At 73.6% G+C, this 24,800-nt stretch carries 22 protein-coding genes and 2 pseudogenes; 19 read left to right on the top strand and 5 right to left on the bottom strand.

The annotated features are described in order from the left end of the window. Nucleotides 1–47 precede the first annotated feature (47 nt). Both VM636_RS00265 and VM636_RS00260 read right to left on the bottom strand, forming a co-directional pair. A pseudogene (locus VM636_RS00265) lies at nucleotides 48–179 on the bottom strand (taurine dioxygenase); the annotation flags it as partial. Then, on the bottom strand, nucleotides 151–1,029 hold the full coding sequence (locus VM636_RS00260) for an endo alpha-1,4 polygalactosaminidase (RefSeq protein ID WP_053912714.1): 879 nt from the start codon (nucleotides 1,027–1,029) through the stop codon (nucleotides 151–153). The pseudogene VM636_RS00265 and the gene VM636_RS00260, both read right to left, overlap by 29 nt. A gap of 156 nt (nucleotides 1,030–1,185) precedes the next feature. On the opposite strand from VM636_RS00260, the gene VM636_RS00255 reads away from it, so the two are divergent. Then, on the top strand, nucleotides 1,186–1,416 hold the full coding sequence (locus VM636_RS00255) for a hypothetical protein (protein ID WP_053912713.1): 231 nt from the start codon (nucleotides 1,186–1,188) through the stop codon (nucleotides 1,414–1,416). A gap of 24 nt (nucleotides 1,417–1,440) precedes the next feature. On the opposite strand, the gene rox is transcribed toward VM636_RS00255, so the two are convergent. Continuing rightward, entirely contained in the window at nucleotides 1,441–2,871 is a 1,431-nt protein-coding gene (gene rox / locus VM636_RS00250) for a rifampin monooxygenase (RefSeq protein ID WP_037858846.1), read from the bottom strand. Between the two features lie 476 nt (nucleotides 2,872–3,347). On the opposite strand from rox, the gene VM636_RS00245 reads away from it, so the two are divergent. Both VM636_RS00245 and VM636_RS00240 read left to right on the top strand, forming a co-directional pair. Next, nucleotides 3,348–3,833 carry a helix-turn-helix domain-containing protein gene (locus VM636_RS00245; RefSeq protein WP_324616663.1) on the top strand — a complete coding sequence of 162 codons (486 nt, stop codon included), beginning with the start codon at nucleotides 3,348–3,350 and terminating at the stop codon, nucleotides 3,831–3,833. A gap of 175 nt (nucleotides 3,834–4,008) precedes the next feature. Next, nucleotides 4,009–4,950: an MBL fold metallo-hydrolase gene (locus tag VM636_RS00240; protein ID WP_053912712.1), complete on the top strand. Its 942-nt coding sequence runs from the start codon at nucleotides 4,009–4,011 to the stop codon at nucleotides 4,948–4,950. 67 nt (nucleotides 4,951–5,017) lie between these two features. Here the strand turns inward: VM636_RS00240 and VM636_RS00235 are convergent, their stop codons facing one another. Then, nucleotides 5,018–5,875, bottom strand: coding sequence for an N-acetyltransferase (locus tag VM636_RS00235; RefSeq protein WP_053912711.1), 858 nt, complete (start codon nucleotides 5,873–5,875; stop codon nucleotides 5,018–5,020). 191 nt (nucleotides 5,876–6,066) lie between these two features. Here VM636_RS00235 and VM636_RS00230 point away from each other — a divergent pair, with 191 nt between their 5' ends. Further along, nucleotides 6,067–7,410 carry a hypothetical protein gene (locus tag VM636_RS00230; protein WP_053912710.1) on the top strand — a complete coding sequence of 448 codons (1,344 nt, stop codon included), beginning with the start codon at nucleotides 6,067–6,069 and terminating at the stop codon, nucleotides 7,408–7,410. A 178-nt stretch (nucleotides 7,411–7,588) separates the two neighbouring features. Here the strand turns inward: VM636_RS00230 and VM636_RS00225 are convergent. After that, nucleotides 7,589–7,940, bottom strand: a pseudogene (locus tag VM636_RS00225) (transcriptional regulator); the annotation flags it as partial. A gap of 345 nt (nucleotides 7,941–8,285) precedes the next feature. Here VM636_RS00225 and VM636_RS00220 point away from each other — a divergent pair. From VM636_RS00220 to VM636_RS00150, 15 genes are all read left to right on the top strand, one after another. Continuing rightward, on the top strand, nucleotides 8,286–10,316 hold the full coding sequence (locus tag VM636_RS00220) for an FAD-dependent oxidoreductase (protein ID WP_199809421.1): 2,031 nt from the start codon (nucleotides 8,286–8,288) through the stop codon (nucleotides 10,314–10,316). Between the two features lie 325 nt (nucleotides 10,317–10,641). Then, the gene (locus VM636_RS00215; RefSeq protein WP_030421763.1) at nucleotides 10,642–11,718 is read left to right on the top strand and encodes a class I SAM-dependent methyltransferase; all 1,077 of its coding nucleotides are present in this window, start codon (nucleotides 10,642–10,644) and stop codon (nucleotides 11,716–11,718) included. Nucleotides 11,719–11,726: 8 nt separating this feature from the next. Beyond that, complete coding sequence (locus VM636_RS00210) at nucleotides 11,727–12,038, top strand: hypothetical protein (protein WP_030421762.1); 312 nt, start codon at nucleotides 11,727–11,729, stop codon at nucleotides 12,036–12,038. Further along, on the top strand, nucleotides 12,035–12,436 hold the full coding sequence (locus VM636_RS00205) for a hypothetical protein (protein ID WP_053912708.1): 402 nt from the start codon (nucleotides 12,035–12,037) through the stop codon (nucleotides 12,434–12,436). The genes VM636_RS00210 and VM636_RS00205 overlap by 4 nt, the downstream gene beginning before the upstream one ends. Nucleotides 12,437–12,468: 32 nt before the next feature. Beyond that, complete coding sequence (locus tag VM636_RS00200) at nucleotides 12,469–13,596, top strand: ABC transporter substrate-binding protein (RefSeq protein WP_030421760.1); 1,128 nt, start codon at nucleotides 12,469–12,471, stop codon at nucleotides 13,594–13,596. Nucleotides 13,597–13,636: 40 nt separating this feature from the next. Next, a complete protein-coding gene (locus VM636_RS00195) occupies nucleotides 13,637–14,467 on the top strand; it encodes an ABC transporter ATP-binding protein (RefSeq protein ID WP_030421759.1) in 831 nt (276 codons plus the stop codon). Nucleotides 14,468–14,478: 11 nt separating this feature from the next. Continuing rightward, nucleotides 14,479–15,363 (top strand): ABC transporter permease, encoded by an 885-nt coding sequence (locus VM636_RS00190; protein ID WP_051821463.1) that lies wholly within the window; start codon nucleotides 14,479–14,481, stop codon nucleotides 15,361–15,363. Further along, complete coding sequence (locus VM636_RS00185; RefSeq protein ID WP_030421757.1) at nucleotides 15,360–16,127, top strand: SDR family oxidoreductase; 768 nt, start codon at nucleotides 15,360–15,362, stop codon at nucleotides 16,125–16,127. Before VM636_RS00190 ends, VM636_RS00185 begins: the two co-directional genes overlap by 4 nt. A 58-nt stretch (nucleotides 16,128–16,185) precedes the next feature. Then, entirely contained in the window at nucleotides 16,186–17,547 is a 1,362-nt protein-coding gene (locus tag VM636_RS00180; protein WP_030421756.1) for a M20/M25/M40 family metallo-hydrolase, read from the top strand. After that, nucleotides 17,544–18,803, top strand: a complete 1,260-nt coding sequence (locus tag VM636_RS00175; RefSeq protein ID WP_199809420.1) for an Ohr family peroxiredoxin — start codon at nucleotides 17,544–17,546, stop codon at nucleotides 18,801–18,803. Before VM636_RS00180 ends, VM636_RS00175 begins: the two co-directional genes overlap by 4 nt. A 72-nt stretch (nucleotides 18,804–18,875) precedes the next feature. Beyond that, nucleotides 18,876–19,691 (top strand): IclR family transcriptional regulator, encoded by an 816-nt coding sequence (locus VM636_RS00170; RefSeq protein WP_053912920.1) that lies wholly within the window; start codon nucleotides 18,876–18,878, stop codon nucleotides 19,689–19,691. Continuing rightward, nucleotides 19,688–20,920 (top strand): CoA transferase, encoded by a 1,233-nt coding sequence (locus tag VM636_RS00165; RefSeq protein WP_030421754.1) that lies wholly within the window; start codon nucleotides 19,688–19,690, stop codon nucleotides 20,918–20,920. The genes VM636_RS00170 and VM636_RS00165 overlap by 4 nt, the downstream gene beginning before the upstream one ends. Before the next feature lie 53 nt (nucleotides 20,921–20,973). Further along, nucleotides 20,974–21,858, top strand: coding sequence for a cyclase family protein (locus VM636_RS00160; protein ID WP_030421753.1), 885 nt, complete (start codon nucleotides 20,974–20,976; stop codon nucleotides 21,856–21,858). Further along, nucleotides 21,851–23,287, top strand: coding sequence for an MmgE/PrpD family protein (locus VM636_RS00155; protein ID WP_053912707.1), 1,437 nt, complete (start codon nucleotides 21,851–21,853; stop codon nucleotides 23,285–23,287). Before VM636_RS00160 ends, VM636_RS00155 begins: the two co-directional genes overlap by 8 nt. After that, nucleotides 23,280–24,746 carry a dihydroorotase family protein gene (locus tag VM636_RS00150; RefSeq protein WP_030421751.1) on the top strand — a complete coding sequence of 489 codons (1,467 nt, stop codon included), beginning with the start codon at nucleotides 23,280–23,282 and terminating at the stop codon, nucleotides 24,744–24,746. The genes VM636_RS00155 and VM636_RS00150 overlap by 8 nt, the downstream gene beginning before the upstream one ends. The last annotated feature ends 54 nt before the right edge of the window (nucleotides 24,747–24,800 follow it).

The raw sequence follows: 24,800 nt of genomic DNA, 5'->3' as shown, positions 1-24,800 counted from the left end.
ACGGCCACGCGCCGGACGGCTGCGGCCGCGGGCCGGAGGGCTCGCAAGGGGCGGTCGCCCGCGGTGGCGACGCGTTCGGCGACCCGGCGGTGCGCGCGGTGGTCGCGCACCGCGTCGTGCCGGGTGACCCGGTTGTCCCGGAACGCCAGGTCACCCGCCCGCCGGCGGAAGCGGACCCGGGCCCCCGCACGTCTCCCGTACGTGGCCCGGCGCGCCCTCGGGCGTCACGCCCACGTCCCGCCGTACGACGGACAGTTCGTGGCCCCACCGGCCGCAGGCCCGCTCCAGTCCGGCCGCGTCGTACTCGACGACCAGGACGCGGTCGCCGAACGCGTCGGTGTAGTCGCCGCATTCGTCGTGGCGGCCGCACTCCTCCGCCACGGCGAAGTCGACGCCCACCTCCTCACGGACGGGGGCGAGTTCGACGGTGTTCTTCTGGGCGATCGCCAGCCCGCGGCCGTGGGCGCGGGCGGCGAGCAGGGTGAGGAACGCCTTCGCGTCGCCCGCGCCGAGGAGCCCCTTCGGGGCGCGGGTGTAGCTGTCGTAGTTGTCGGGCTCCACCGCGTCGAAGCCCTTGTCGGCGCACGCGTCGATCCAGCCGCCGACCCTTTCGGCGATCCGCTCGCGCTTGCCCGCGTCGCCGATGTCGAGCAGCGCCTCGTCCCAGTCCTCGTCCATCACGACCCTGCCGCCCTCGCCGCCCTCGCGGAGCAGCAGGTCGGGCTCCCAGGTGTCCGCCGCGCCCGGCTGGGCCTGGAAGGCGTTGACGTAACAGACGTTGTACAGACCGGGCGCGGGCGAGGCCGTGTGGTCGCGCACCACGACCTCCACGCCCTCGGGCGGGGGATAGGCGCCGCCGAGCTGGTAGTCGAACCCGGCGTGCGCCGGCGGGGGCGTCACCCCGGACGCGCCCCGGGGGGTGCCGTCGGCGGCGCCGGACGACCCCCCGGCGGCCGTGCACCCGGTCAGGACGACGGCGACCGCGAGCAGTGCGGCGGACCGGCGGACGGGGGACCGGTCGGCGGACATGTCAGGCGGCTCCCAGGGACGGGCCCACCCCGCGACGGGCACGGGGGAGTCGGGCGGCCGGACCGGACGCGGACCGACCGGGGCAACCTAACCGACCCCCGAACCACCCGGCAAACCACCGCCATTCCGCCCCCGGACCGGCGCAGGACACCATCGGTGTCGTGCCGCCGACCCCGCGCGAACGAAGGCCCTGCGCCCTTCGCGGCCGGCCTCGCCCACAGCGAGATCGCCGCGACCCTGTTCCTCGGCCAGGAGAACGTGAAGGCGCTCGTCTCCCGCGCGCTCGCCGAACCGGGCCGCGCGCTCGCCGAACCGGGCCCGCGCGACCGTGACCGTGTCCGGGCCGCCGCCTACGACTACGCCTCCCGGCGCGGACTGGTGACCTGACGGGGCCGTGCCGCCCAGGCTGCCCTACCCGGCCGCCCCGAACCACCGGCGCAGGCACCGGGCCAGGCCCTCCTGGTCCTCGCCCGTCCACACCACGTGGCCGTCCGGGCGCAGCAGCGCCGCGGGGAGGCCCAGGTCCTCGCTCACGCCCGCGACACGGTCCACCCGGCCCTCCCACCCGGCCGCCGAGAGCCGGCCGGTCCGGTCGAGGAGCAGCCCCCGCCCGCCGTGCATCTGCCCGTACAGACGGCCCCGCTCCAGCGGGAGGTCCCGCATCCGCCGGCCGAGCGGCTCGCGGTCGTCGCCGACGTCGTAGCGGACCCCCACCGCGGTGATCGTCTCCGTCAGGTGCCGGTTCACGTCCGGGAAGGCCGCCAGCTCCGCGAACAGCTCCCGCAGGGCCACCGCGCCCGGATCGGTCCCCAGCAGCGCCATCTGCGCCCGTGTGTTGGCCAGCACCCGCGCCCCCACCGGGTGCCGTTCGCCGTGGTAAGTGTCCAGCAGGCCCCCGGGGGCGTGCCCGCGTACCTGGGCGGCGAGCTTCCAGCCCAGATTGAACGCGTCCTGGATACCGAGGTTGAGCCCCTGTCCGCCGGTCGGCGGGTGGATGTGCGCCGCGTCGCCTGCCAGCAGCACCCGTCCCGTCCGGTACCGCTCCGCCTGCCGGGTGGCATCGCCGAAACGGGAGAGCCATCGCGGTGTGTGCACGCCGAAGTCGGTCCCCGCCAGCTCCCGCAGCCGCTGCCCGAACTCCTCCAGCGTCGGCGCGGGCGCCCCGCTCCCGGCCGGGCCGCGGGCGGGCACGATGACCCGGTACACGCCGTCGCCGAGCGGCACGGTGCCGAACCGCAACTGCGTCCGGCGCACCCGCGTCACCACCTCGGCCAGCGTCTCGGGGGACGCCGTCAGCTCCATGTCGCCGAGGAGCGTCTCGACCCGGGCGTCCTCGCCGGGAAACCCCACCCCGAGCAGCCGGCGCACCGTACTGCGCCCGCCGTCGCAGCCGACGAGGTACCGGGCCCGCAGCCGCGTCCCGTCCGCCACCTCGACGTCCACCCCCCGCGCGTCCTGCCGCAGACCGGTCACCTCGCAGCCGCGCCGGATCTCGGCACCCAGCGCGACGGCGTGCTCGGTGAGCAGCCGCTCCGTGACCACCTGCGGAATGGCCAGCCCGTACGGGTGCGCCGTGTCCACCCCCTCCGGCCAGGGCAGCGCCACCCCGGCGAACGGCCCGCCGACGCGGAACCGCTCACCGGCCGCGAGGAACCGCTCCAGCAGCCCCCGCTGGTCCATCACCTCTACACTGCGCACGTGCAGGCCGAGCGCACGGGAGTGCGTGGCCGGCTCCGCCGCCTTCTCCAGCACGACCGTCCGCACACCGGCGAGCCTCAGCTCCGCGGCCAGCATCAGTCCGGTCGGCCCGCCGCCCGCGACGATCACGTCGTACCTCGTCAATGTCCCCACCTGATGTCCCCCCTCGGGTCCGTCGTAGGCCGGTGATTCTGTGGCACGAAGGGGGCCTTGTGGCAAGCCCCCCGGTGCGCTATACGTTGAGAGTGGAAAGGAACGGTGACACCGTCCTTTCCCTTTTTTGTTTCCCCCACCGCATTCCGGGTCTCCGGCTCCGCCGGGCTTTCCGGCACCGGGCGCGGCTCCGGGGAGAGCGGCTGTGACGTGGGACGATGACGGAAACGGAGGCCCATTCTTCCGGGCGGCCGTCATATCAGCGTCCTTTCGACGGAGGTCCCTCCGCTGTGATCGCGCCCACCCCCGAATCCACCGCACACCCCACGTTCCCCGTGCCCGGTGCTCCCCGGTGTCCGGACCTTTTCGGCCCCGCCCGCCTTCCCGCCAGAGCCGACGCCCGGCGCAACCGCCGGAAACTCCTCGCCGCCGCCCGCTCCGCCTTCACCGCCCCCACGGACACCGTCGTGCCCCTCGAAACCATCGCCCGGGCGGCGGGCGTCGGGATCGGCACCCTCTACCGGCACTTCCCCCACCGCCGGGCGCTCGTCGAGGCCGTGTACGCCGCCGAACTGGACGAGGTCACCGCCGAGGCGCCCGCGCTGCTCGCCACCCTGCCGCCCGACGCCGCCCTGCGCGCCTGGCTGGACCGGTACGCGCAGTTCACGGCCGCCGGGAGCGGCCCGGCCGGTACCGTGCCCGGCGGCGCCGTCACCGAGGCCGGCCGGGTACGGGTCACCGGCACCGTCGCGGCATTCCTGGCCGCCGGCGCGCGGACCGGCTCCTTCCGCCGGGACGCCGACGCCGACGACGCGGTCGCCCTGCTCCTGGCCGTGTTCGCGGTCCCGGCCCGCCGTGGCACACCGGAGCGGACCGGACGGCTTCTCGACCTCGTGGTCGACGCGCTGCGGCCGCACGCCGCCCCGCGTCCGGCGCCCGTGAGGGAGAGTTGACAGAAAACGGCGCGCACCGGGCGTCCGCGGGAGCATCCGCCGCGCGCACCCGTACCGCGCCGGTCCGGCGGGGCCCGCACCGACTCGGCGGGACAGCGAGGAGTCCTCGCCGAGCCGGCCGCGCCGCGTCCGTACCGAAGCCGTACCGAGCCCGTACCGACAGGAGGACCCCGCAGTGCACCCGGACACCATCGTCCTCGGCGACGTCGAGATCACCCGCGTCGTCGAGTGGGCGGGCCCCGTCCGCACCGCCCGCCGCGTCGTCCCGGACAGCGACGAGGAGACCTGGCGGCGCAACGAGTGGTGGCTCGCCCCCGACTTCTGGACACCGGACGACGACGCCTGCCGCTGCCGCGTCCAGACCTGGGTACTGCGCAGCGAGGGCCAGACCGTCCTGGTCGACACCGGCATCGGCAACGGCCGCGACCGGCCGCGACTCCCCGGGTTCGCCGGGCTGGACACCCCCTTCCTCGACCGGCTGCGCGCGGCCGGTGTGGCCCCCGAGGACGTCGACATCGTGGTGAACACCCACCTCCACCACGACCACGTCGGCTGGAACACCCGGTGGCGCGACGGCCGTTGGATGCCGACCTTCCCCCAGGCCACGTACCTCCTCCCGCGCCTCGACGACGTGTACTTCGACCCGGCCAAGGGCGGCCTGCGCAGGCCACCGCGCGACGCGTCCGAGCGGCTGCGCCGGGAGGAGGCCGAGCTGGCGTTCCGCGAGAGCGTCGAGCCCGTGCACCGGTCGGGGCAGGCGGTGGTGTGGGAGGGCAGCCACCGCATCGACCGCAACCTCACACTGGAGGCGGCACCGGGCCACACCCCAGGATCCTGCGTCCTCACGCTCCGCTCCGGCACCGACCGCGCCGTCTTCGTCGGCGACATGCTGCACAGCCCCGTCCAGGTGCTCCACCCCGAGTGGAGCAGTCGCTTCTGCGAGGACCCCGCCCTCGCGGCCCGGACCCGCCGCGCCTACCTCTCCCGCGCCGCCGAGCAGCGCGAACTCGTCATCCCGGCCCACTGGCCCGGCCACGCGGGTGCCGAAGTCCGGCGCCAGGGCGACGGATTCGCCATCGCCACCTGGGCGGGCTTTTCCCGGTCGACGGCCGGGTGAGGGCGGGGCGAGGGCGGGGGAGCGGTGACGGACCCGGGAGCCGCGGCCCCCGTGCGCTCGGTGTGGCCTACGTGAAGTCGTACACGGCCCAGTCGGTGACGGGACGGAACCCGACGCGCTGGTAGAGGGCGTTGCTCGTCGGGTTCGCCGCGTCGGCGAACAGCACGACCCCTTGGGCGCCCGAGGCCAGCGCGGCGCGGCTCACCTCGACGGTCACGGCGGCCGCGTATCCGTGCCCGCGCCGGCCGGCCGGGGTGTAGACGGGGTCCACCTGGGCCTGCCCGGCAACCGTCGGGTTCCGGCCCGCCATGGAGGCGGGCGTCCCCTCCGGCGTCTCCCAGAAGGTGTACCGCTTGTCGGCGAACCGGGTGCGGGCCCACGACGCCGTGGTGAACGCCTCGGACTCCCCGACGTCGGCCGCGAACTCCCGGCACCAGCGCACGACCCGCTGGAGGTCGCCGTCCTCCGCCGGACGCGCCCAGCCCGCGGGGAAGGGCTCGGGCGGGGTGAGCGTGCCGAGACGGTGCAGCCGCAGCCGGACCCGGAGCGTGGCCCTCGCGCCCGTGTGCCGCCGCCAGGCGTCGGCGAAGGCCAGGGCGGTGTCCTGGTCGGCGCTGACATAGGGCGGGGCCTGTCCCCGGGTCACGAGGTGGGCGGCGAGGCCGTCGGCCTCCCGGGCGCCCAGCGGCGTGAGCGCGAGCCCCCTCGACGAGAGCCGGTGGAACGTCGCCCGGACCTCGCCCGCCCGCTCCAGCCGGCCGAAGACGTGCGGGCCGTCGCCGTACAGGGCCGCCAGAGGTGAGCGCAGCCGCGCCAGCGCCGTCAACTGCGGGATGTGCCACACCGGCCGCGCCCGCAGGAACCCCTCGGCCCTGCCGAGGAACACGTCGACGTCATCGTCCTGGTGCCATCCGCCGGCTCGCATGCCGCATGATCCCGCACACACCCGGCCGAGGTCGACCCCCGCGCCCGCAGAGCCCGCGCCATCGGGTCACGGGCGGCAACTCCCTTGCCGGAAAAGGCAGTACAACCTTCCGGACCTCTCGTCGATCATGTAACCGGGGCACTCGGGAACCCCGGTGCGCCCACCATCCGCTCACACCCCTGGGGGGAACCATGAGACCTGCCTCTGCCGGGCGTTCGCCGCGCCGCGGAGCCGGTGTCGTCGCCGTGGCCGCACTGCTCACGGCCTCGCTCGCCCAACCCGCGTTCGCGGACGAGCCGCAGACCGACCAGTTGTGGATCAACCCGCCCTACCAGCAGACCCTGCCGCTCGGCGCGGACGGGGGCGGACCGCAGACCCGCCCGCTCGACATCGGCCTCTACCACGACAACGACAACTTCACGGTCACCGACGGCCAGGTCACCGTCGACATCTCCGGCCTCGCCGGCGTCGCCGAGGTGACCTGGCCGGAGAACTGCGCGCCGAGCGGGACGACCGCCGTGTGCGACGTGCCCGAGGTGCCCGTCATCGGGCCCGACTACACCGAGCAGATCCGCCTCATGGTCCGCGCGGCCGACGGCGCGACGGCCGGGGCACAGGGCCGCATCACCTACGAGGCGACGGCCACCGGCGGCCCCTCCGGCACGCTCGTCGCACCGCACGGCAGCTTCGACACCACGCTCACCGTCGCCAGCGGACCCGACCTGGCGATCACCGACATCGCCCCGATCCGGCACGCCCAGCCCGGCGAGGAGAAGACCCTCCCCTTCGCACTGGCCAACCACGGCGACACGACCGCGCACGGCTTCACCGTGACCATGATGGCCTCCTACGGGCTGGAGGAACTGACCCGGTACGACGCCTGCACGTACTCCCGCACGAGCGACGACGACTACGCGCCGATGACCCGCGCCGAGTGCGCCTTCGACCGGGAACTCGCGCCGGGCGACACCTTCGAACTGCCCGAGCCGCTGAAGGTGACCCTCGCCCGGCACGCCCTCCAGGAGCGCATCGACATCAGCGTCGACCCGGCCGACGGCGCCGAGGACCTGCGCGGCGAGGACAACTACCTGGCGCTGCTGATCGCGGCCGACAACACCGCCGACTTCTCGGTCACCGGTGACGCGGTCTCCGGACAGGCGGGCGAGACCGTCAGGGCCCGGCTCACCTTCAAGAACAACGGCCCCGGCTGGCTCGGCCACCTCGGCTCCGGCGACCCGGTCGCCCACGTCCGGCTGATCGTCCCCGAGGGCACCACGGTCACCGGTGTCCCGGCCGGCTGCTCCCCGCGCACCCTCTCCGGCGCCTACCATCCCCGGCAGACGGGCGCCCCGCGCTACGACTGCTCCCTGCGCTACTGGGTGCTGGAGGACACGGAGCGCTCGTACGACTTCTCGCTGCGCATCGATTCCGTGATCCCCGGCGTGACCGGCGCGGTGAGCATCCACCCCGAGTTCGGCGACTTCACCTATGATCCGGACGCCTCGAACAACACGGCGGTCCTGAAGGTCAACTGAGCCGACACCGCTCCCGGTCGCCGGTGGTCCCCGCCGAGCGGGGAGGGGACCACCGGTCTGCGCGCCGTCCGCCCCGGCGGAGACCGGGGACGGCCCCGGCGTGACGCCACGACCCCGCGGTCAGCCTCCCGCCTCCCGTGCCGCCGTCGACGGCGGCTCCCCAGGAGACGGCCGCCGCCTCCACCGGTACCAGGCTCCGGGTGGAGAGCCGGTAGCGGTCCGTCGCCGTCGGCGTGACCGCCTCCCCGGACGCCTCGATGCGCAGGCCCCCGAGCACCGGCATGCCGGGCTCGCGCGCCGTCGCGGTGAGCACCTGCTCGACGGCGTCGGCCAGTGCGGGCCCCTTCAGCACCGCGACCGGCGGCGACACCGCGCCGACCAGGGACGACGTGACCACGGCGGCCCTCGCCCGGACCGCCCCGGCGTCCGTGAGGGAGAGGTCCCGAGTCGGCGTAGAAGCGCAGCGCTCCGGCGGTCAGCCCGGTCTGCCGGGCGACGACCCCGATCGGCATCAGTTCGGATGTCGGCACCCGGCCATCGTGGGCCTTCGGCCTGCCCGAAGGTCAACACCCGCCCGCCGGGGCCGGTTCACGCCCCCGGCCCGCCCCGCCCCCGCAGGCCGCCTCGCACGGCCCCCGGCCCCGGGCATGCCGCGCCTCCGGGCGCCCGTTGCACGGAACGCTGCCCCCCCGTTTTCCCTGGCCGGAACGTGGTGGGTGGGGTGCCGGGAATCGGCAGGATGTCGAGATTCGAAGTTACTGTGAAGTAATGATTGACGGGCTCGCGCGGCCTTCCTACTGTTCCAGCCAATCGAACGGCGTACCGGCCAACGGAACGCCGTGCCGGGCTCAGGCCCTCGAATGGGGGGAACACACGTGACAAGCTCGGACATCACGGTCCTGCTCTCGCCGGTCGACCTCGGCCCCGTCCGCCTGCGGAACCGGGTCTTCGTCCCCGGCCACACCACGAATTTCGGCCACGAGAACCATCCGACGGAACGTCACGCCGCCTACCACGCCGAGCGGGCCAGGGGCGGGGTGGGCCTCATCATCACCGAGGGCATCCGCGTCCACCCCACCAGCGCCGGCCGCCACATCAGCCTCGGCAGCTTCGACGACGACTCCATCCCCGCCTACGCGGCCGTCGCCGACGCCGTCCAGGCCCACGGCACCCGGCTCTTCGCCCAACTGCTGCACACCGGACGCCAGGCCAACGGCGACGCCACCCGCACCGCCGCCTGGTCGCCCGGGACCACGCCGTGGGCCGCCGGCACCCACATCCCGCACGCCATGGGCCGCTCGGACATCGCCCTGGTCGTCCGCTCCTTCGGCGCCGCGGCACGGCGCATGCGCCAGGCCGGCTACGACGGCGTCGAGATCCACCTCGGCCACGGCCACCTGATCGAACAGTTCCTGTCCCCCTTCACCAACACCCGCGCCGACGCCTACGGCGGCAGCGCCGACGCACGGCTCCGCCTCGCCCGCGAGGTACTGGCCGAGGTCGTGGCCCAGGCGCCCGGTCTGCCCCTCGGCATCCGCGTCAGCACCGACGAGTTCCTGCCCGGCGGACTCACCCCGCCCGACATGGTCGAGATCGTCGACCGGCTGCGGCAGGAGTTCCCCCTGCTCTACGTCCACGCCAGCCACGCCGCCTACCACGGCAGCTACTCCCTCGCCACGCAGATGGCGGACATGAGCTTCCGGCACGCCCCGTTCCGGCACCACGCCGCCCTGTTCAAGAAGGAGGTCCCCGGCCTCCCCGTGCTCGCCGTGTGCCGGCTGGACAGCCTCCCCGAGGCCGCCGGCCTCGTCGCCTCCGGCGAGGCGGACCTCGTCGGGCTCGCCCGCCCGCACATCGCCGACCCCCACCTGGTCCGCCGCGCCGAGGAAGGACGCGCCCACGAGGTCCGCGCCTGCGTCGCCTGCAACCAGGGATGCGTCGGACGCCTGGAGGCCAGCCTGCCGATCGCCTGCGTCGTCAACCCGGAGGTCGGCGACGAAGGCGCCTGGGCACGGCTCCGCTCGGCCCGCCCCGCCGCCACCCGGCGTGTCCTGGTCGTCGGCGCCGGACCCGCCGGCATGGAAGCCGCCCTCTCCGCCCGCCGCGCCGGACACGAGGTCACCCTCGCGGAGGCCGGAGCGGCCCTCGGCGGAGGGATCGCCGTCGCCGCCACCGTGCCCGGCCGGGAACGGCTCGCCCTGATGATCACCGACCTGGCCCGCGAACTCGCCGACAGCACCGTCGACCTGCGGCTCGGCGAGCGGGTCGGCGCGGCCGACCTGCTGCCCGGCGGCCGGCTCGACGGTTACGACGACGTCGTCGTGGCGACCGGCGCCCGACCTCGCAAGCGCGAACTGCCGGGCGGACCACCCGTGTTCGACGTCCTGGAGACGGTCGCAGCACTCGGCGACGAGGCCTCCCCGCTGCGCGGCACGGTCCTCGTCCGTGACGACCAGGGCACGTGGACCGCCGCCTCCCTCGCCGAGGCCCTCGCCCACGCCGGTGCCCGCGTCCACGTCCTGTCGCCGACCGCCTCCTTCGCCGCCAAGATCACCACGTACTCCCGGCTGGCGCTCACCCGGCGCCTCGGCGAACTGGGGACCCGCTCCCACCTCATGCGGGACGTGCACACCGCACACGGGGCCACCGTCGTCCTGCGGGACGCGCTCGGCGGCCACACCGAAGAACTCACCGGCGTCACGGCCGTCGTGGACGTGGCACTGCCGGTGGCCGACGACCGGCTCTACCGAGAGCTGGACGCCGTGGACGGCGCCCCGCGCGTCCACGTCGTCGGCGACGCCAACGCCCCGCGCACCGCGCTGGAGGCCGTGTACGAAGGCCGGCTCGCCGGAACCTTCCTGACCGACGCCGTCACCGGCGCCGAACTCCTCGCCCGCACCCTCTGACCCGCGCCACCCCGCGCCACCCGCCGGCCGTCAAGGGCCGGGCCCCACCACACCGTCACCCCGCCCGTCCGCCGTACGCCCCACTCCCCGGCAGGGCGACGGGCCCGCCGGTCCGCCGGCCCCTCTCCCCACCCGGGCGTTCCTCGACGCACCCCCGTCCCCAGGACCGCTCGTCCGCCCGGCGCCGCCGCCCCGCCCCCGCGGCACCGCCCCCGGCGCCTCCGGTCGTACCCCGCACCGGCCCCCACCGCCCGGACACGCACCCGTCCCCGCCCCGGGGCCCCGCTCCCGCACGACCGCAGACCTGCCCGAACAGGAGAGACACGTGATCGACATCGAGAAGCGGCTCACGCTCGACGAACGCTCCGCCGTGGACTTCGTCCTCACCCTGCGCAAGCGCTGGTCCGACACCGTCTACCCGGCCCTCGCCGACGAGTACCACGCCACCGGCCCCGCCGCCGACGACATCGACGACGCCGTGGAACGACTCCACCGGCTCAGCCTGTACCCCTGGTACAGCCACCTGGAGCGCGTCCAGCAGAAGATGCTGTGGAAGACCGTCGGCGAGGCCGTCCTCGGCCGCGCCGAGACCCTGCGCCGCCAGCTCGACGACCTCCCGGACCATCCCCGGGGCGACCTGCGGCTCGCCCCCGAGACCGCACTGCCCGGCTGGTACACCGACTACGACATCCACATCCAGCCCGGCAGCTTCCACTCCGACGACCTGAGCGCCTACGTGTACGAGCTGGGCGCGCGGATCGTGATGCTCCGCGACAACGACGGCTACAAGTTCCACCGGCTCTTCACCGAGACCGCGCTGCCCGAGGTCCCCGAGGCGTCCCGCGTCGTCGACATCGGCTGCGGCTTCGGCAAGAGCACCCGCCCGCTCGCCGACCGGTACCCGGCGGCCGAGATCATCGGCATCGACCTCGCCGCCCCCGGGCTGCGCCTCGCGCACGCCGAGGCCGAGGCCGACGGCGCCGCCATCCGCTACGTCCAGGGCGACGGCCGCGACACCGGACTGGAGGCCGGCTCCTGCGACGTCGTCACCGGCACCATGGTGCTGCACGAGATGCCCGCCGAAGCGGTCCGCGAGACCGTCGCCGAGGCGGCCCGGCTGCTCAAGCCCGGCGGCACCATGAGCTTCCTGGAGTTCCATCCCACCGGCGACGCCTTCCGCGACGCCACCATCCACGAGCACGCCGAACGCAACAACGAACCGTTCTTCCGCGACCTGTTCGCCACCGACCTCCCGGCGGTCTGCGCCGAGGCCGGCCTGACCGGCGCCGGCTGGACCCCGTTCGACGAACGCCGCGACGGCGTCCGTCCCGACGGCTGGGGGGAACGCCGCGAATGGCACTTCCCCTGGGCCGTCCTGACCGCCACCAAGCCGCAGAACTGAGGCCCGCCGTGTCCGAAGAGTTCGACTACTTCCGCGACCGCAACATCGGCAAGCTGTTCGACCTCGTGCTCCAGACCAGCACCGAACTGCACGTCACCCACCAGCGGCTGCACGCCATGGAGGCGCTCCTGGTCCGCCACGGCGTCCTGACCGCCGGCGAACTCGACGCGCTGGAGCCCACCGAGGAGGAACAGCGCGTCCTCGACCACCAGCGCGACGCCGTCCTCGCCCGCCTCGTCCGCGTCATCACCGAGAGCGGGCCCGCCGAGCACCCGCTGCGCGACCAGTGGGAGTCCACCCTGCGGGAGACCGCCCGATGACCACCCCCCGGCTCCCGCACGCCGACACCGTCGACCTCTTCCTCCAGCTCTGCGAGGACCGACGGCTCGACGAGGCCCAGCGCATGCTCTCGCCCCACGCCCGCATCGTCTTCCCCGGCGGCGCCGTCTACGGCTCGCTGCCCGAGATGGCCGCCGGCCAGCGAGGCCGGTACCGGTGGGTGCGCAAACGCCGCGACCACTACCACGTCGGCACCACCCCCGACGGCCACGCCACCGTCACCTCGCTCGGCACCCTCTACGGCGAGGACCCGAACGGCCGTCCCTTCGAGGGCGTGCGCTACGCCGACGTCTTCGTCCTGCGCGACGGCCTCATCACCGAACAGCACGTCTACAACGACCTCGCGGACAGCGGGGTCAGCACCCCCGTCAGCGGCTGACCGCCTCCCACCGAACAGCAGAGGTACGCACCATGAAGCACGCCCTGAGAGCCGGCGCAGGCACCCTGACGCTGTCCGCCATGATCGCCCTCTCCGCCTGCGGCGGCTCCTCCGACTCCGCGGGGTCGGCCGACTCCGGCTCGGGGAAGAAGGCCGCCACGATCCAACTGGCCATCGCCTCCGCCGTCACCGGCCCCAAAGAGGAGGTCGCCACCTACTCCGTCGCCAAACGGGAAGGCTTCCTCGAAGAGGAGAACCTCAAGGTCGAGACCATCAACGCCGACGGCTCGGTCGCCGCGGTCCAGGCGGTCGCGTCCGGCAGCGCCGACATCAGCCCCTCCGACGCCAGCGCCATCCTCGCCGCCCGCGAGAAGGGCGTACCCGTCGTCGCCGTCGGCGGCCTCGTGCAGAACTGGCCCTGGCGTATCGCCACCAAGCCGGACAGCGCGGTCAAGACCGCCGCGGACCTCAAGGGCAGGAAGATCGGCGTCATCAGCCTGGCGTCCGGCTCCGCCCCGTACGCCCGCGCCTTCGCCGAGGACGCCGGACTCGACCCCGACAAGGACGTCGACCTGGTCCCGGTCGGCGTCGGCAGCCAGGCCCTGTCTGCGCTGGAGAGCGGCAAGGTGGACGCCCTGGCCCTCTACACCCAGGCGTACACCACCCTCGAACTCACCGGGAAGACCTTCTCCTACCTGGAGAACGGGGAGCGCTTCGACGGCATCCGCTCCCTGACCTACGTGGTCCGCGAGGACACCCTGCGCAGCAAGAAGGACGAGATCACCCGCTTCCTGCGGGCCTCCTACAAGGGGATGCTCTTCTCCGCCGTCAACCCGGAGGCGGCCATGCGCGACGGGTACGCCGTCTTCCCGGCCATCCTCTCCGGCCAGAAGGCCGAGGACCGGATCGAGAACGACACCGAGATCCTCAAGACCTGGGTCGCGACGGCCACCCCCGCCACCGGCGAACCCGCCTCCTTCACGGACTGGGGCGCCATCGGCGACGAGGCGTGGACGAAGACGGCCGACTACATGAAGTCCGCCGGGACCATCACCAAGGACCCCGACCTCGACGCCCTGTGGAACGACAGCCTGCTGAAGGACGCCAACGACTTCGACGCCGCCGCCGTCATCGGCAAGGCCGAGAGCGCCACCAAGTAACCGGCGGCGACGCCAGGAGCAGGAAGGCAAGGAGGCCACGATGGCCATCAAGACCCTCGGGCGCCGCCCCCGCGCGACGGCCGCCGCGGAAGCCGACGACGAGAGCTGGATCGAGCTGAGCGGGCTGCACAAGGTCTACCGCCCGCGCAAGTCCGCACCGACCCACGCGCTCTGCGACATCAACCTCAAGGTCAGACGCGGCGAGTTCGTCTCCGTCGTCGGGCCCTCCGGGTGCGGCAAGACCACCCTGCTGAAGATCCTCGCCGGGCTCATCCCGCGCAGCGAGGGCACCGTCCGGGTCGCCGGCCGCGACGTGGACGGTCCGCTGCCCGAGATCGGCATGGTCTTCCAGGCCGCCACCCTCCTGCCCTGGCGCACCATCCGCCAGAACGTGATGGTCCCGGTCGAGGTCCAGCGCCTGGACCGGACCGTCTACCGCGAACGGGCCGACCAGCTCCTCCAGATGGTCGGGCTCGGCGGGTTCGAGGAGAAGTACCCCGACGAGCTGAGCGGCGGGATGCAGCAACGGGCCGGCATCTGCCGGGCCCTGGTCCACGACCCGGCGGTCCTCCTCATGGACGAGCCGTTCGGCGCGCTGGACGCCATGACACGCGAGTACATGAACCTGGAACTGCTGCGCATCTGGCGGGAGAGCGGCAAGACCGTCGTCCTCGTCACCCACTCCATCCCCGAGGCGGTGTTCCTCTCCGACCGGGTCGTCGTGCTCAGCCCCCGCCCCGGCCGCATCGCCGAGGTGATCGACATCGACCTGGACCGCCCCCGCGACCTGAGCGTCATGGCCTCCGACCGGGCCGGCGTCCACGTGGAACGGATCCGCACCTTCTTCAACGCCCAAGGCGTGATCGACTGATGGGGCCGCTCATGACGCCGACCGAGAAGGGCCCGGAGGAAGCCGGCACCGAGCCGGACGGCACCCCTCCCGGCACCGCCCCGCCCGCACCCCCGAAGGCCGGGCCCGCCCGCCGCCGGGACCTGCGCGACCACCCCGAGTGGGTGCTCGTCCCCGGGGTGTTCGTGGTCGTCCTGCTGCTGTGGCAGTACCTCGTCCCCGTCCTCGGCGTCGACGAGTACGTACTGCCGCGGCCCTCCAGGATCGCCGAGGCGCTGATGACGCAGTTGTCGGACGCGCTGTTCTGGACCCATATGAAGGTGACCCTGCTGGAGTCGCTGTACGGCTTCGTCCTCGGCGTCGGCGCGGCGCTGCTGCTCGGCACCCTGATCTCCCAGATCCGGCTGGTCGAGAAGACGCTCATGCCGTACATCGTGGCCTTCCAGACCGTCCCGAAGGTGGCCCTCGCCCCGCTCTTCGTGGTGTGGTTCGGCTTCGGCATGACCAGCAAGGTCGTGATGGCCGCGGTCATCTCCTTCTTCCCGATGCTGGTCAACGTGATCGAGGGCCTGCGCTCCGCCGACGCCGACCGCGTGCAGATGCTCACCGTCTTCGGCGCCGGCAAGTTCGACGTCTTCCGCCGGGTACGGCTGCCCAGCGCCCTGCCGTTCGTCTTCGCCGGCCTCGACATCGGCATCGTCTTCGCCATCCTCGGCGCGGTCGTCGGCGAGTTCATCGGCGCCAAGGAGGGACTGGGCTACCTGCTGCTCCAGACCAACTACAACTTCGACATCGCCGGCATGTTCGCGGTGCTCGTCGTCCTGTCGGTGCTCGGACTCATCGCCCACTTCATCATCCGCGCCGCCCAGAAGCGCTTCGCCTTCTGGGCCGAGGACAACACGGTGATCGGCGCATGAGCACCCACACCACCGACCCCGTACGGTTCGACGGCAGGGTGGCCCTGGTGACCGGGGCCGCCCGCGGCATCGGCGCCGCCATCGCCGCCCGCCTGGCCGAACTCGGCGCCACCGTCGCCGCCGCCGACCTGCTGCCCCACGACCGCTGGGACGCCGACGCCCCGCCCGCCGGCGGCCCGCACACCCGCCACCACCTCGACATCACCTCCGGCGACTCCTGCCGGCGCACCGTCGAGGAGGTCCTCGCGGTCCACGGACGCCTGGACCACCTCGTCAACAACGCCGGCGTCGTCGCCAGGGGACCGGCGGCCACCACCAGCGAGGAGGACTTCCGCCGCGTCATCGACGTCAACCTCACCGGCACCTTCCGCATGTCCCAGGCCGCCTACCCCGCCCTGCGCTCCGCCGAGGCCGCCAGCGTCGTCAACATCGGCTCGACCAACGGCCACATCGCCGTCCTCGACACCCTCGCCTACTGCGTCAGCAAGGCCGGCGTCATGCACATGGCCCGCGTGCTCGCACTGGAGTGGGCGCCGGACGGCATCCGCGTCAACGCCGTCGGCCCCACCATCGTGCCGACCGACATGACCCGGGACGTCCGCGCCGACGACGCGTACATGACCGACAAGATGGCGAGCATCCCGCTCGGCCGGATGGCCGGCCCGCGCGACGTCGCCCTGACCGTCGCCCACCTGCTCAGCCCGGCCGCCGCCATGACGACCGGCCAGACCGTCTTCGTCGACGGCGGGGTCGTCATCCACTGACCGCCCAGGCCACCCCCCGTCCCCCAGCCGTCCCGTCCACGCGAGAGGGGAGCACCCCGTGCCCCAGCCCGACCTGCAAGCCGCCCTCGACGCGGTCGACCAGCACTTCGACACCTTCGTCACCGAACTCCAGGAACTGTGCCGGCTGCGCAGCAGACGCCAGGAACCCGAACGGATGGCCGCCACCGCCGACTTCCTCAAGCACTCCGTCGAACGCTGGGGTGGCACCGCCGACATCGTCCCCTGGGAACAGTCCCACCCCTACGTCCTCGCCGAGATCCCCGGCGGCGAACGGCGCCTGCTCCACTTCAACCACTACGACGTCGAGGTCGAACCGACCGGCGACGACGCCGAGTGGATCAGCCCGCCCTACGCGGCCGAGATCCACGACGGCCGCCTCTACGCCCGCGGCGTCGCCGACGACAAGGGCGCCCTCATGTCCCGCTTGCACGCCGCGGCGGCCTGGCGCCTGTCGGGCCAGCAACCCCCGGTCACCAGCCGGTACATCATGGAGGGCAAGCAGTGGCTGCACAGCCCCGGCCTGGGCGGCGTCGTCGCGGCGCACGCCGAGCGGCTGGCCGCGGACGCCGCCCTGTGGGAGAACTCCTGGACCGACGGCGACGGCCGCCCCCTGCTCAAGCTCGGCGAGAAGGGCGTCCTGTACCTCCGGCTCACCTCCCGCACCCTCACCCGCGACCTGACCAGCCAGAACACGGTACTGCTGCCCTCCGCCACGACCCGGCTCACCGCGGCCCTGGCCACCCTCACGCACCCCGACGGCACCCCCGCCGTCGACGGATTCGCCGACGACGCCCGCGTCCCCACCGACGCCGAACGCGCCCTGCTGGAGCGGATGCCGTTCGACGGGGACTTCCTCAGACGGCGCGCCGGCGTCGACGCCTTCACCGGCGGACTCACCGACACCGAGGCCGCCGTCGCGCTGCGCACCGTCCCCACCCTCACCCTCGCCGGCATCGAGGGCGGCGACACCACCGACGACGTGACCCTCGGCATCCCCGCCACGGCCGTCGCCAAGGTCGAGATCCGCCTCGTCCCCGGCCAGGACCCCGAACGGGTGCTCGCGGCGGTCCGCGCCCACCTGGCGGAGAAGGGCTTCGAGGACATCACCGTCGACGTGATGGCCATGAGCCGCCCCCACCACACCGACCACACCGACCCGTTCGTGGCCCTCGTCGCCGACACCGCCCGCACCGCCTACGGCGCCGAACCGCTCGTCGAGCCGTACACCCAGTGGATCGGCAACCAGGGCGTCCTCACCGGGATACCCATCGTCGGCGTCGGCGTCTCCCGGGCCGACGCCGGCATCGACGGCCCCAACGAACACATCCGCCTGGAGGACTACCGCATGGGCATCAAACACGTGGTCGCCGTCATGGCCGCCCTGGCGGTGGCCGAGTGACCACCCCCGCCACCCACCTCAGGGGCACCTCCCGGCGCGGCTACCTCGACCTGCCCTGGGGCCAGGTCCATTACCGCCGCTCCGGCGACCCCGCGGGCCCCGCCCTGGTCGTCGTCCACCAGTCGCCGCTCTCCTCCGCCACCTACGAGGAGGCCCTGGCCGCGCTCGCGGCCCACGGACTGCACACCGTCGCCCTCGACATCCCCGGCTTCGGCATGTCCGACCCCGCACCCGAGCCGTGGACCATCCCCCAGTACGCCGACGCCCTCTGGCAGACCGTCGACGCCCTCGGCCTCGGCGCGGTCCACCTCCTCGGCCAGCACACAGGCGCGATCATCTGCGCCGAGGCCGCCCTGCGCCGGCGCGAGCGCGTGCGGAGCCTGACCTTCCAGGGCATCCCGCTCTACTCCGCGCACGAACGCCGGGAGAAGGCCGAGGGCTACGCCCCCGGCTACACCCCCGCCCTGGACGGCAGCCACCTCAGGGTCGTCTGGGACCGCGTCCGCGGCCTCTACCCCACCATTCCCGCCGCCTCCTGCACCCGCCAGGTCACCGAATACCTCAGCGTCGGCCCCGACTACGGCGTCGCCTACCGCGCCGTCTTCGCCCACCACCTCGACACCGCGCCCCTCGCCGGACTGCCCACCCTGCTGCTGCACGGCAGCGAAGACGTCCTCGACCGCATGAACGACGTCGTCACCGCCGCCTTCCCCGACGCGCCCCTCGTCCGCATCGACGGCGGCACCGACTTCGTCGCCCAGGAACAGCCGGACGCGTTCGCCGACGCCGTGGCCGCCCACGTCCTGGCCCACACCACGCCCACCCCGGCCGTCTTCACACCGCTCTACACCGCCACCGTCGACGTGAGCGGCGGACGCGCCGGACACGCCACCTCCCGCACCGGCACCCTCGACCTGCCGCTGACCCGCCCCGCCGAACGCGCCGGGGACAGCACCGGCACCGACCCCGAGGAACTCTTCGCCGCCGGATACGCGGCCTGCTTCAGCAGCGCCCTCACCGTCGCCGCACGCCGCCGCCGCGCCACCGTCGGCCCCCTCGCGGTCACCGCCTCCGTCACCCTCGGCACCCTGCCCGGCGGCACCTACGGCATCGCCGCCCGCCTCGTCGTCAAGGCACCCGAGTGCCCGCAGCCCCTCCTGGAGGAACTCGTGGAGACCACCCACACCCTCTGCCCCTACTCCAACGCCGTCCGGGGCAACATCGAGGTCATCACCGAGACACACGGCGGCACTTGACGCCGCCGGCGCCCGGTGAACGACCCCATCCCGCCGGCCCACACCCGGGCCGGCCGACCGACCGAGGTTTCCATGACCATCGACCCCGCCGACACCGCCACTCCCAGCCGCTCCGGGATCTCCAGGGCGCTCTGCGTGATCGACGCCATCGCGCGCGGCCCGCACGCCCAGGGAGTCTCCGTGATCGCCCGGGAGACCGGACTGCCCAAGGCCGTGGTCCACCGCATCCTGCGCGAACTCGTCGCGGAGAACTTCCTCGCCTTCGACGACGCCACCAAGGCGTACCGGATGGGCCCCGGCGCCCTCGGCATCGGACTGGCGGCCATGCGCGAACTGGACGTGCCCGCCATCGCCCACCGCCACCTGGTGGCCCTGTCCGAGCTGACCGGCCAGACCACGACCCTCTCCCTGCGCCAGGGCTGGTCCCGCGTCTACATCGACCAGGTCCTCTCCCGCCAGGAGATCCGGATGTCGGTGGCCCTCGGCACCAGCCACCCCCTGCACGCCGGCTCCTCCTCCAAGGCGATCCTCGCCGCCCTGCCCGACACCGAGGTGGAGGACTACATCGCCCACCACCGCCTGGACGGCGTCACCGACGCCACCATCACCTCGGCGACGACCCTGCGCGACGAGATCGGCGCCATCCGCAAGGCGGGCTACGCGGTCAGCGTCGGCGAACGGCAGGTCGAGGCGGCCAGCGTGGCGGCCTGCGTGCACGGCCCGATGGGCCAGGTCATCGGATCGGTCTCCATCTGCGGGACGAAGGCGATGTTCGACGAGACCAGCAGCGGCCGGCTCGGCGAACAGGTGGCCGCGGCCGCCGCCGACATCTCCGCCGACCTCGGGGCGGTGCGCGACCCCGCCCCGAAACGAAAGGACACGCCATGACACCACCGGCGCCGCAGGCCCCCGACCCCGCCCCCGGCCCCCTCGAAGGGCTCCGTGTCATCGACGCCTCCACCATCCTCGCCGGACCGCTGTGCGCCCAGCTCCTCGGCGACTTCGGCGCCGACGTCGTCAAGATCGAGCATCCCGTCGCCGGGGACGGGATGCGCGGCCACGGCGAGTCCAAGAACGGCATCCCCCTCTGGTGGAAGGAACTCTCCCGCAACAAGCGCACCGTCGGCCTCAGTCTCTCCGACCCGCGCGGAGCCGGTCTCCTGCGCCGGATGGTGCGCGGGGCCGACGTCCTGATCGAGAACTTCCGCCCCGGCACCCTGGAACGCTGGGGCCTGGGCCCCGACGTCCTCCACGAGATCAACCCGGGACTCGTCCTCGTCCGCGTCACCGGCTTCGGCCAGAGCGGCCCGTACGCCTCCCGCGCCGGCTTCGGCACCCTCGCCGAGGCGATGAGCGGCTTCGCCCACCTGACCGGCGAACCGGACGGCCCGCCCACCCTCCCCGCCTTCGGCCTCGCCGACACCATCTGCGGCATCGCCGCCTCCTCGGCCACGGTCATGGCCCTCTACCACCGCGACCGCGACCCGCGACGCCGCGGCCAGGTCGTCGACATGAGCCTCATCGAACCGATCATGGCCGCCGTCGGCCCCTCGCCGACCGTCTACGACCAGCTCGGCACCGTCGGCCGCCGCCACGGCAACCGCTCCACCAACAACGCCCCCCGCAACACCTACCGCACCGGAGACGGCCACTGGGTGGCCGTCTCCACCAGCGCCCAGCGCATCGCCGAACGCGTCCTGCACCTCGTGGGACACCCCGAGATCACCGAGGAGGAGTGGTTCGCCACCGGCCAGGGCCGCGCCGCCCACGCCGACCTCCTCGACGACCTCGTCGGCGGCTGGATCGCCGAGCGCACCCGCGAGAAGGTCATCGCCGAGTTCACCGAGGCCGGCGCCGCGGTGGCGCCCGTCTACGACGCCCGCGACATCGTCGAGGACCCGCACATCCGGGCCACCGACATGCTCGTCACCGTCGACGACGAGGACTTCGGACCGCTGCTCATGCACAACGTCATGTGGCGGATGTCCCACACCCCCGGCCGCATCCGGTTCACCGGCCGCGCCCGCGGCGCCGACACCGACGACATCCTCGTCGGCGAACTGGGCGTCGACCCCCGCGAGCTGGCCGGACTCCGGGAGGACCGGGTCGTCTCCTGACCCCCCGAGCGGCACCCAGCGCACCGAACCACCCAGCGAAGGACGGCACCCACATGAGCAGCACCGCATCGATCACCGGCCCCTCCCCGACCCGGGCCCGGGACCCGCTCCTGGCGGAGGTACGCCGCGGGGTGCGCGTCCTGGACCTCGGCCGGCGCCTCTACACCGGCATGCCCCAGTCGCCCAACCACCCCGCCTACTGGCACACCCTGCCGCGCCGCCACGGCGACCGCATCCGCGCCGACGGCGGCTCCGCCGCCAACGACATGCTCGTCATGGGCACCCACGTCGGCACCCACATCGACGCCCTCGCCCACGTCTCCCACGACGGCAAGCTGCACGGCGGGGCGGACGCCCGCGCCGCGGTGCGCGGCGGGGTCTACCCCGACCACGGCGTGCACACCATCGCCCCCATGGTCTGCCGCGGCGTCCTCCTCGACGTGCCCGCCGCCCTCGGCACCGAGGTCTGCGAACCCGGCTACGAGATCACCGTCGCCGACCTGGAGGCCACCGAACGGCTCCAGGGCACCCCGGTCGGACGCGGCGACGTCGTCCTCGTCCGCAGCGGCTGGGGCCGCCGCTTCGACGCCCCCGACCGCGACACCTACATCGGCCACGACAGCGGCGTCCCCGGCGTCGGCGAGGCCGGCGCCCGGTGGCTCGCCGCCCGCGGGGTGCACGCCGCCGGGGCCGACACCATCGCCTTCGAACGCCTCGCCCCCGGCGCCGGACACGCCACCCTCCCCGCCCACCGCGTGCTGCTCGTCGAAGCCGGCATCTACATCATCGAGACGCTGGACCTGGAGGAGATCGCCGCCGAACGTGTCCACGAGTTCACCTTCGTCCTCTCCCCGCTGCCCCTCTTCGGCGCGACCGGCTCCCCGGTCCGCCCCCTCGCCGTCACCGGCACCCCGGCGGAGGTCGAGGACCATGGCTGAGCACACCCTCGCCCGGCAGCTCGCCGCGTTCGCCACCGGCACCGGGTACGACACGCTCCCCGCCGAGGTCGCCGACAGCGTCCGCCGGCGGATCGCCGACATCCTGGGCCTGTGCGTGGCCGCCCACCGCCTGCCCACCTCCGCGGCCATCGTCGCGCACGTACGGGAACAGGGCGGGGCGGCCCAGGCCACCGTGATCGGCGGCGGCCCGCCCGTCCCCGCACCCCTCGCCGCCCTCGCCAACGGGGTGCTCGCCCACTCCCTCGACTACGACGACACCCACCTGCCCTCCGTCCTGCACCCCAGCGCCTGCGTCGTCCCCGCCGTGCTCGCCGCCGCCGAGACGTCCGGAGCCGACGGCGCCCGCACCGTCCACGCCGTCGCCGTCGGACTGGAGGTGTGCGTACGGCTCGGCATGGCCGGCTACGACCGCGCCGCCGGCAACTCCACCTTCTTCGAACACGGCCAGCACGCCACCTCGATCTGCGGCGCCCTCGGCGGCGCCGTCGCCGCCGGACTCCTCCTCGGCCTCGACGAGGACGGGGTGGAGAGCGTGCTCGGCATCGCCGCCTCCATGGCCGGCGGCATCATCGAGGCCAACCGGACCGGCGGCACCGTCAAACGCCTGCACTGCGGACTCGCCGCCCAGTCGGCCGTCACCGCCGCCCAGTTGGTGCGCCGCGGCTTCACCGGACCGCCCACCGTCCTGGAAGGGCGCTTCGGCTTCTTCGAGGCGTTCCTGCACGGCGTGTACGACCCGGCGGCCGTCACCGGGGGACTGGGCACCACATGGGCCGTCCCCGGCATCTTCTTCAAGCCCTATCCGGCCAACCACTTCACCCACACCGCCGCCGACGCCGCCATGGCCCTGCGCGAACAGGGCCTGGACCCCGGCCGGGTGGAACGTCTCGTACTCGGCGTGCCCGCCCCCGTGATCCGCACCATCGGACAGCCCATCGAGCACAAACGCGCCCCCGAGACCGGCTACCAGGCCCAGTTCTCCGGCCCCTACATGGTGGCCGCCGGACTCCTCGGCGGCGGGGGACTCGGCCTCGGACTGGACGACTTCACCGACGAGCTGGCCCACGACCCGGCCCGCCGCGCGCTGATGGCCAAGGTCGAGGTGGTGGCCGACGAGACGGCGACCGCCGTCTTCCCCGAGCAGTTCCCCGCCGTGCTCACCGCCCACGACACCGACGGCCGCGTCTGGCGGCAGGAGGTGCTCGCCAACCGCGGCGGCAGCGAACGCCCCCTGTCCGACGCCGAACTGGAACTCAAGTTCCGCGACAACACCGCGGGACGCCTGGCCGACGCCGACGCCACCCTGGTCATGGACCGTGCCCTGCGCCTCGGCGAGAGCGACCGCATCCCCGACCTGCTCCGCCCCCTGGCCGAGCTGACGAACACCGCTGGAGGCCCCCGTGACTGACTACGACCTCGTGCTGACCAACGTCCGTGTCGTCACCGACGAACACGACGAACCGCGGGACGCCGACATCGCCGTACGCGACGGCAGGATCGTCCTCGTCGCGCCCGGAGCCGACCTCGCCCGCGCCGCCCGCGTCGTCGACGGCGGCGGAAAGCTCGCCTTCCCCGGCGTCGTCGACGCCCACCAGCACTGGGGCATCTACAACCCCCTCGACGAGGACGCCGCCACCGAGAGCCGCGCCTGCGCCCAGGGCGGCGTCACCTCGGTCCTCAGCTACATGCGCACCGGCCGCTACTACCTCAACAAGGGCGGCTCCTACGCCGACTTCTTCCCCGAGGTACGCGAACGCACCGCGGGCCGCGCCCACGTCGACTACGCCTACCACCTCGCCCCCATGTCCACGGCGCACATCGACGAGATACCCGCGCTCGTCCGCGACCACGGCGTCACCTCGTTCAAGGTGTTCATGTTCTACGGCGGCCACGGACTGCACGGCCGCTCCGCCGACCAGAGCTCCTTCCTCATGACCCCCGAGGGCGAACGCTACGACTACGCCCACTTCGAGTTCGTGATGCGCGGCGTCCAGGCGGCCCGCGAGGAGTTCCCCGCCCTCGCGGACCAGATCTCCCTCTCCCTGCACTGCGAGACCGCCGAGATCATGACCGCGTACACCAGGCTCGTCGAGGAGGCCGGTGAACTGAGCGGCCTCGCCGCCTACAGCGCCTCCCGCCCCCAGCACTCCGAGGGCCTCGCCGTCTCCATCGCCTCCTACCTCGCCCACGAGACCGGCCTGCCCACCATCAACCTGCTCCACCTCACCTCCCGCAAGGCCGTCGACGCGGCCGTGCGCATGGGCCGGGCCTTCCCGCACATCGACTTCCGCCGCGAGGTCACCGTCGGCCACCTCCTCGCCGACATCGACACCGCCCACGGGATCGGCGGCAAGGTCAACCCGCCGCTGCGCCCGCGCGAGGACGTCGAGGCGTTGTGGGAGTACGTCCTGGACGGCACCGTCGACTGGGTCGTCTCCGACCACGCCTGCTGCCGCGAGGAGGCCAAGTTCGGCGACCCCGCGGACGACGTGTTCCTCGCCAAGTCCGGCTTCGGCGGCGCCGAGTACCTTCTCGCGGGGATGGTGACCGAGGGCACCCGGCGCGGACTCTCCCTCGGCCGCGTCGCCGCGCTGACCGCCTGGAACCCGGCCCGGCGCTACGGCCTGCCCACCAAGGGCCGCATCGCCGCCGGCTACGACGCGGACATCGCCCTCGTCGACCCCGGCCACACCTGGACCGTACGGGCGGCCGACTCGGAGTCCACGCAGGAGTACACGCCCTTCGAGGGCTTCGAACTCACCGCCCGCGTCACCGACACCTTCCTGCGCGGCCACCACATCTACGCCGACGGCAAGGTCTGCGGTGACCCCCTCGGCTCCTACCTGCACCGCCCGACCGGCGGCTGAGCGGGCGCCCACACCCACCGCGGCGGCCGGGCCGGGACGTCCCGGCCCGGCCGC

Origin of the sequence: Streptomyces sp. SCSIO 75703 (assembly GCF_036607905.1) — a bacterium.
Lineage (GTDB): Bacteria > Actinomycetota > Actinomycetes > Streptomycetales > Streptomycetaceae > Streptomyces.
Note: the sequence above shows the minus strand (reverse complement) of the source record. Positions and strands in the feature narration are given on the sequence as shown.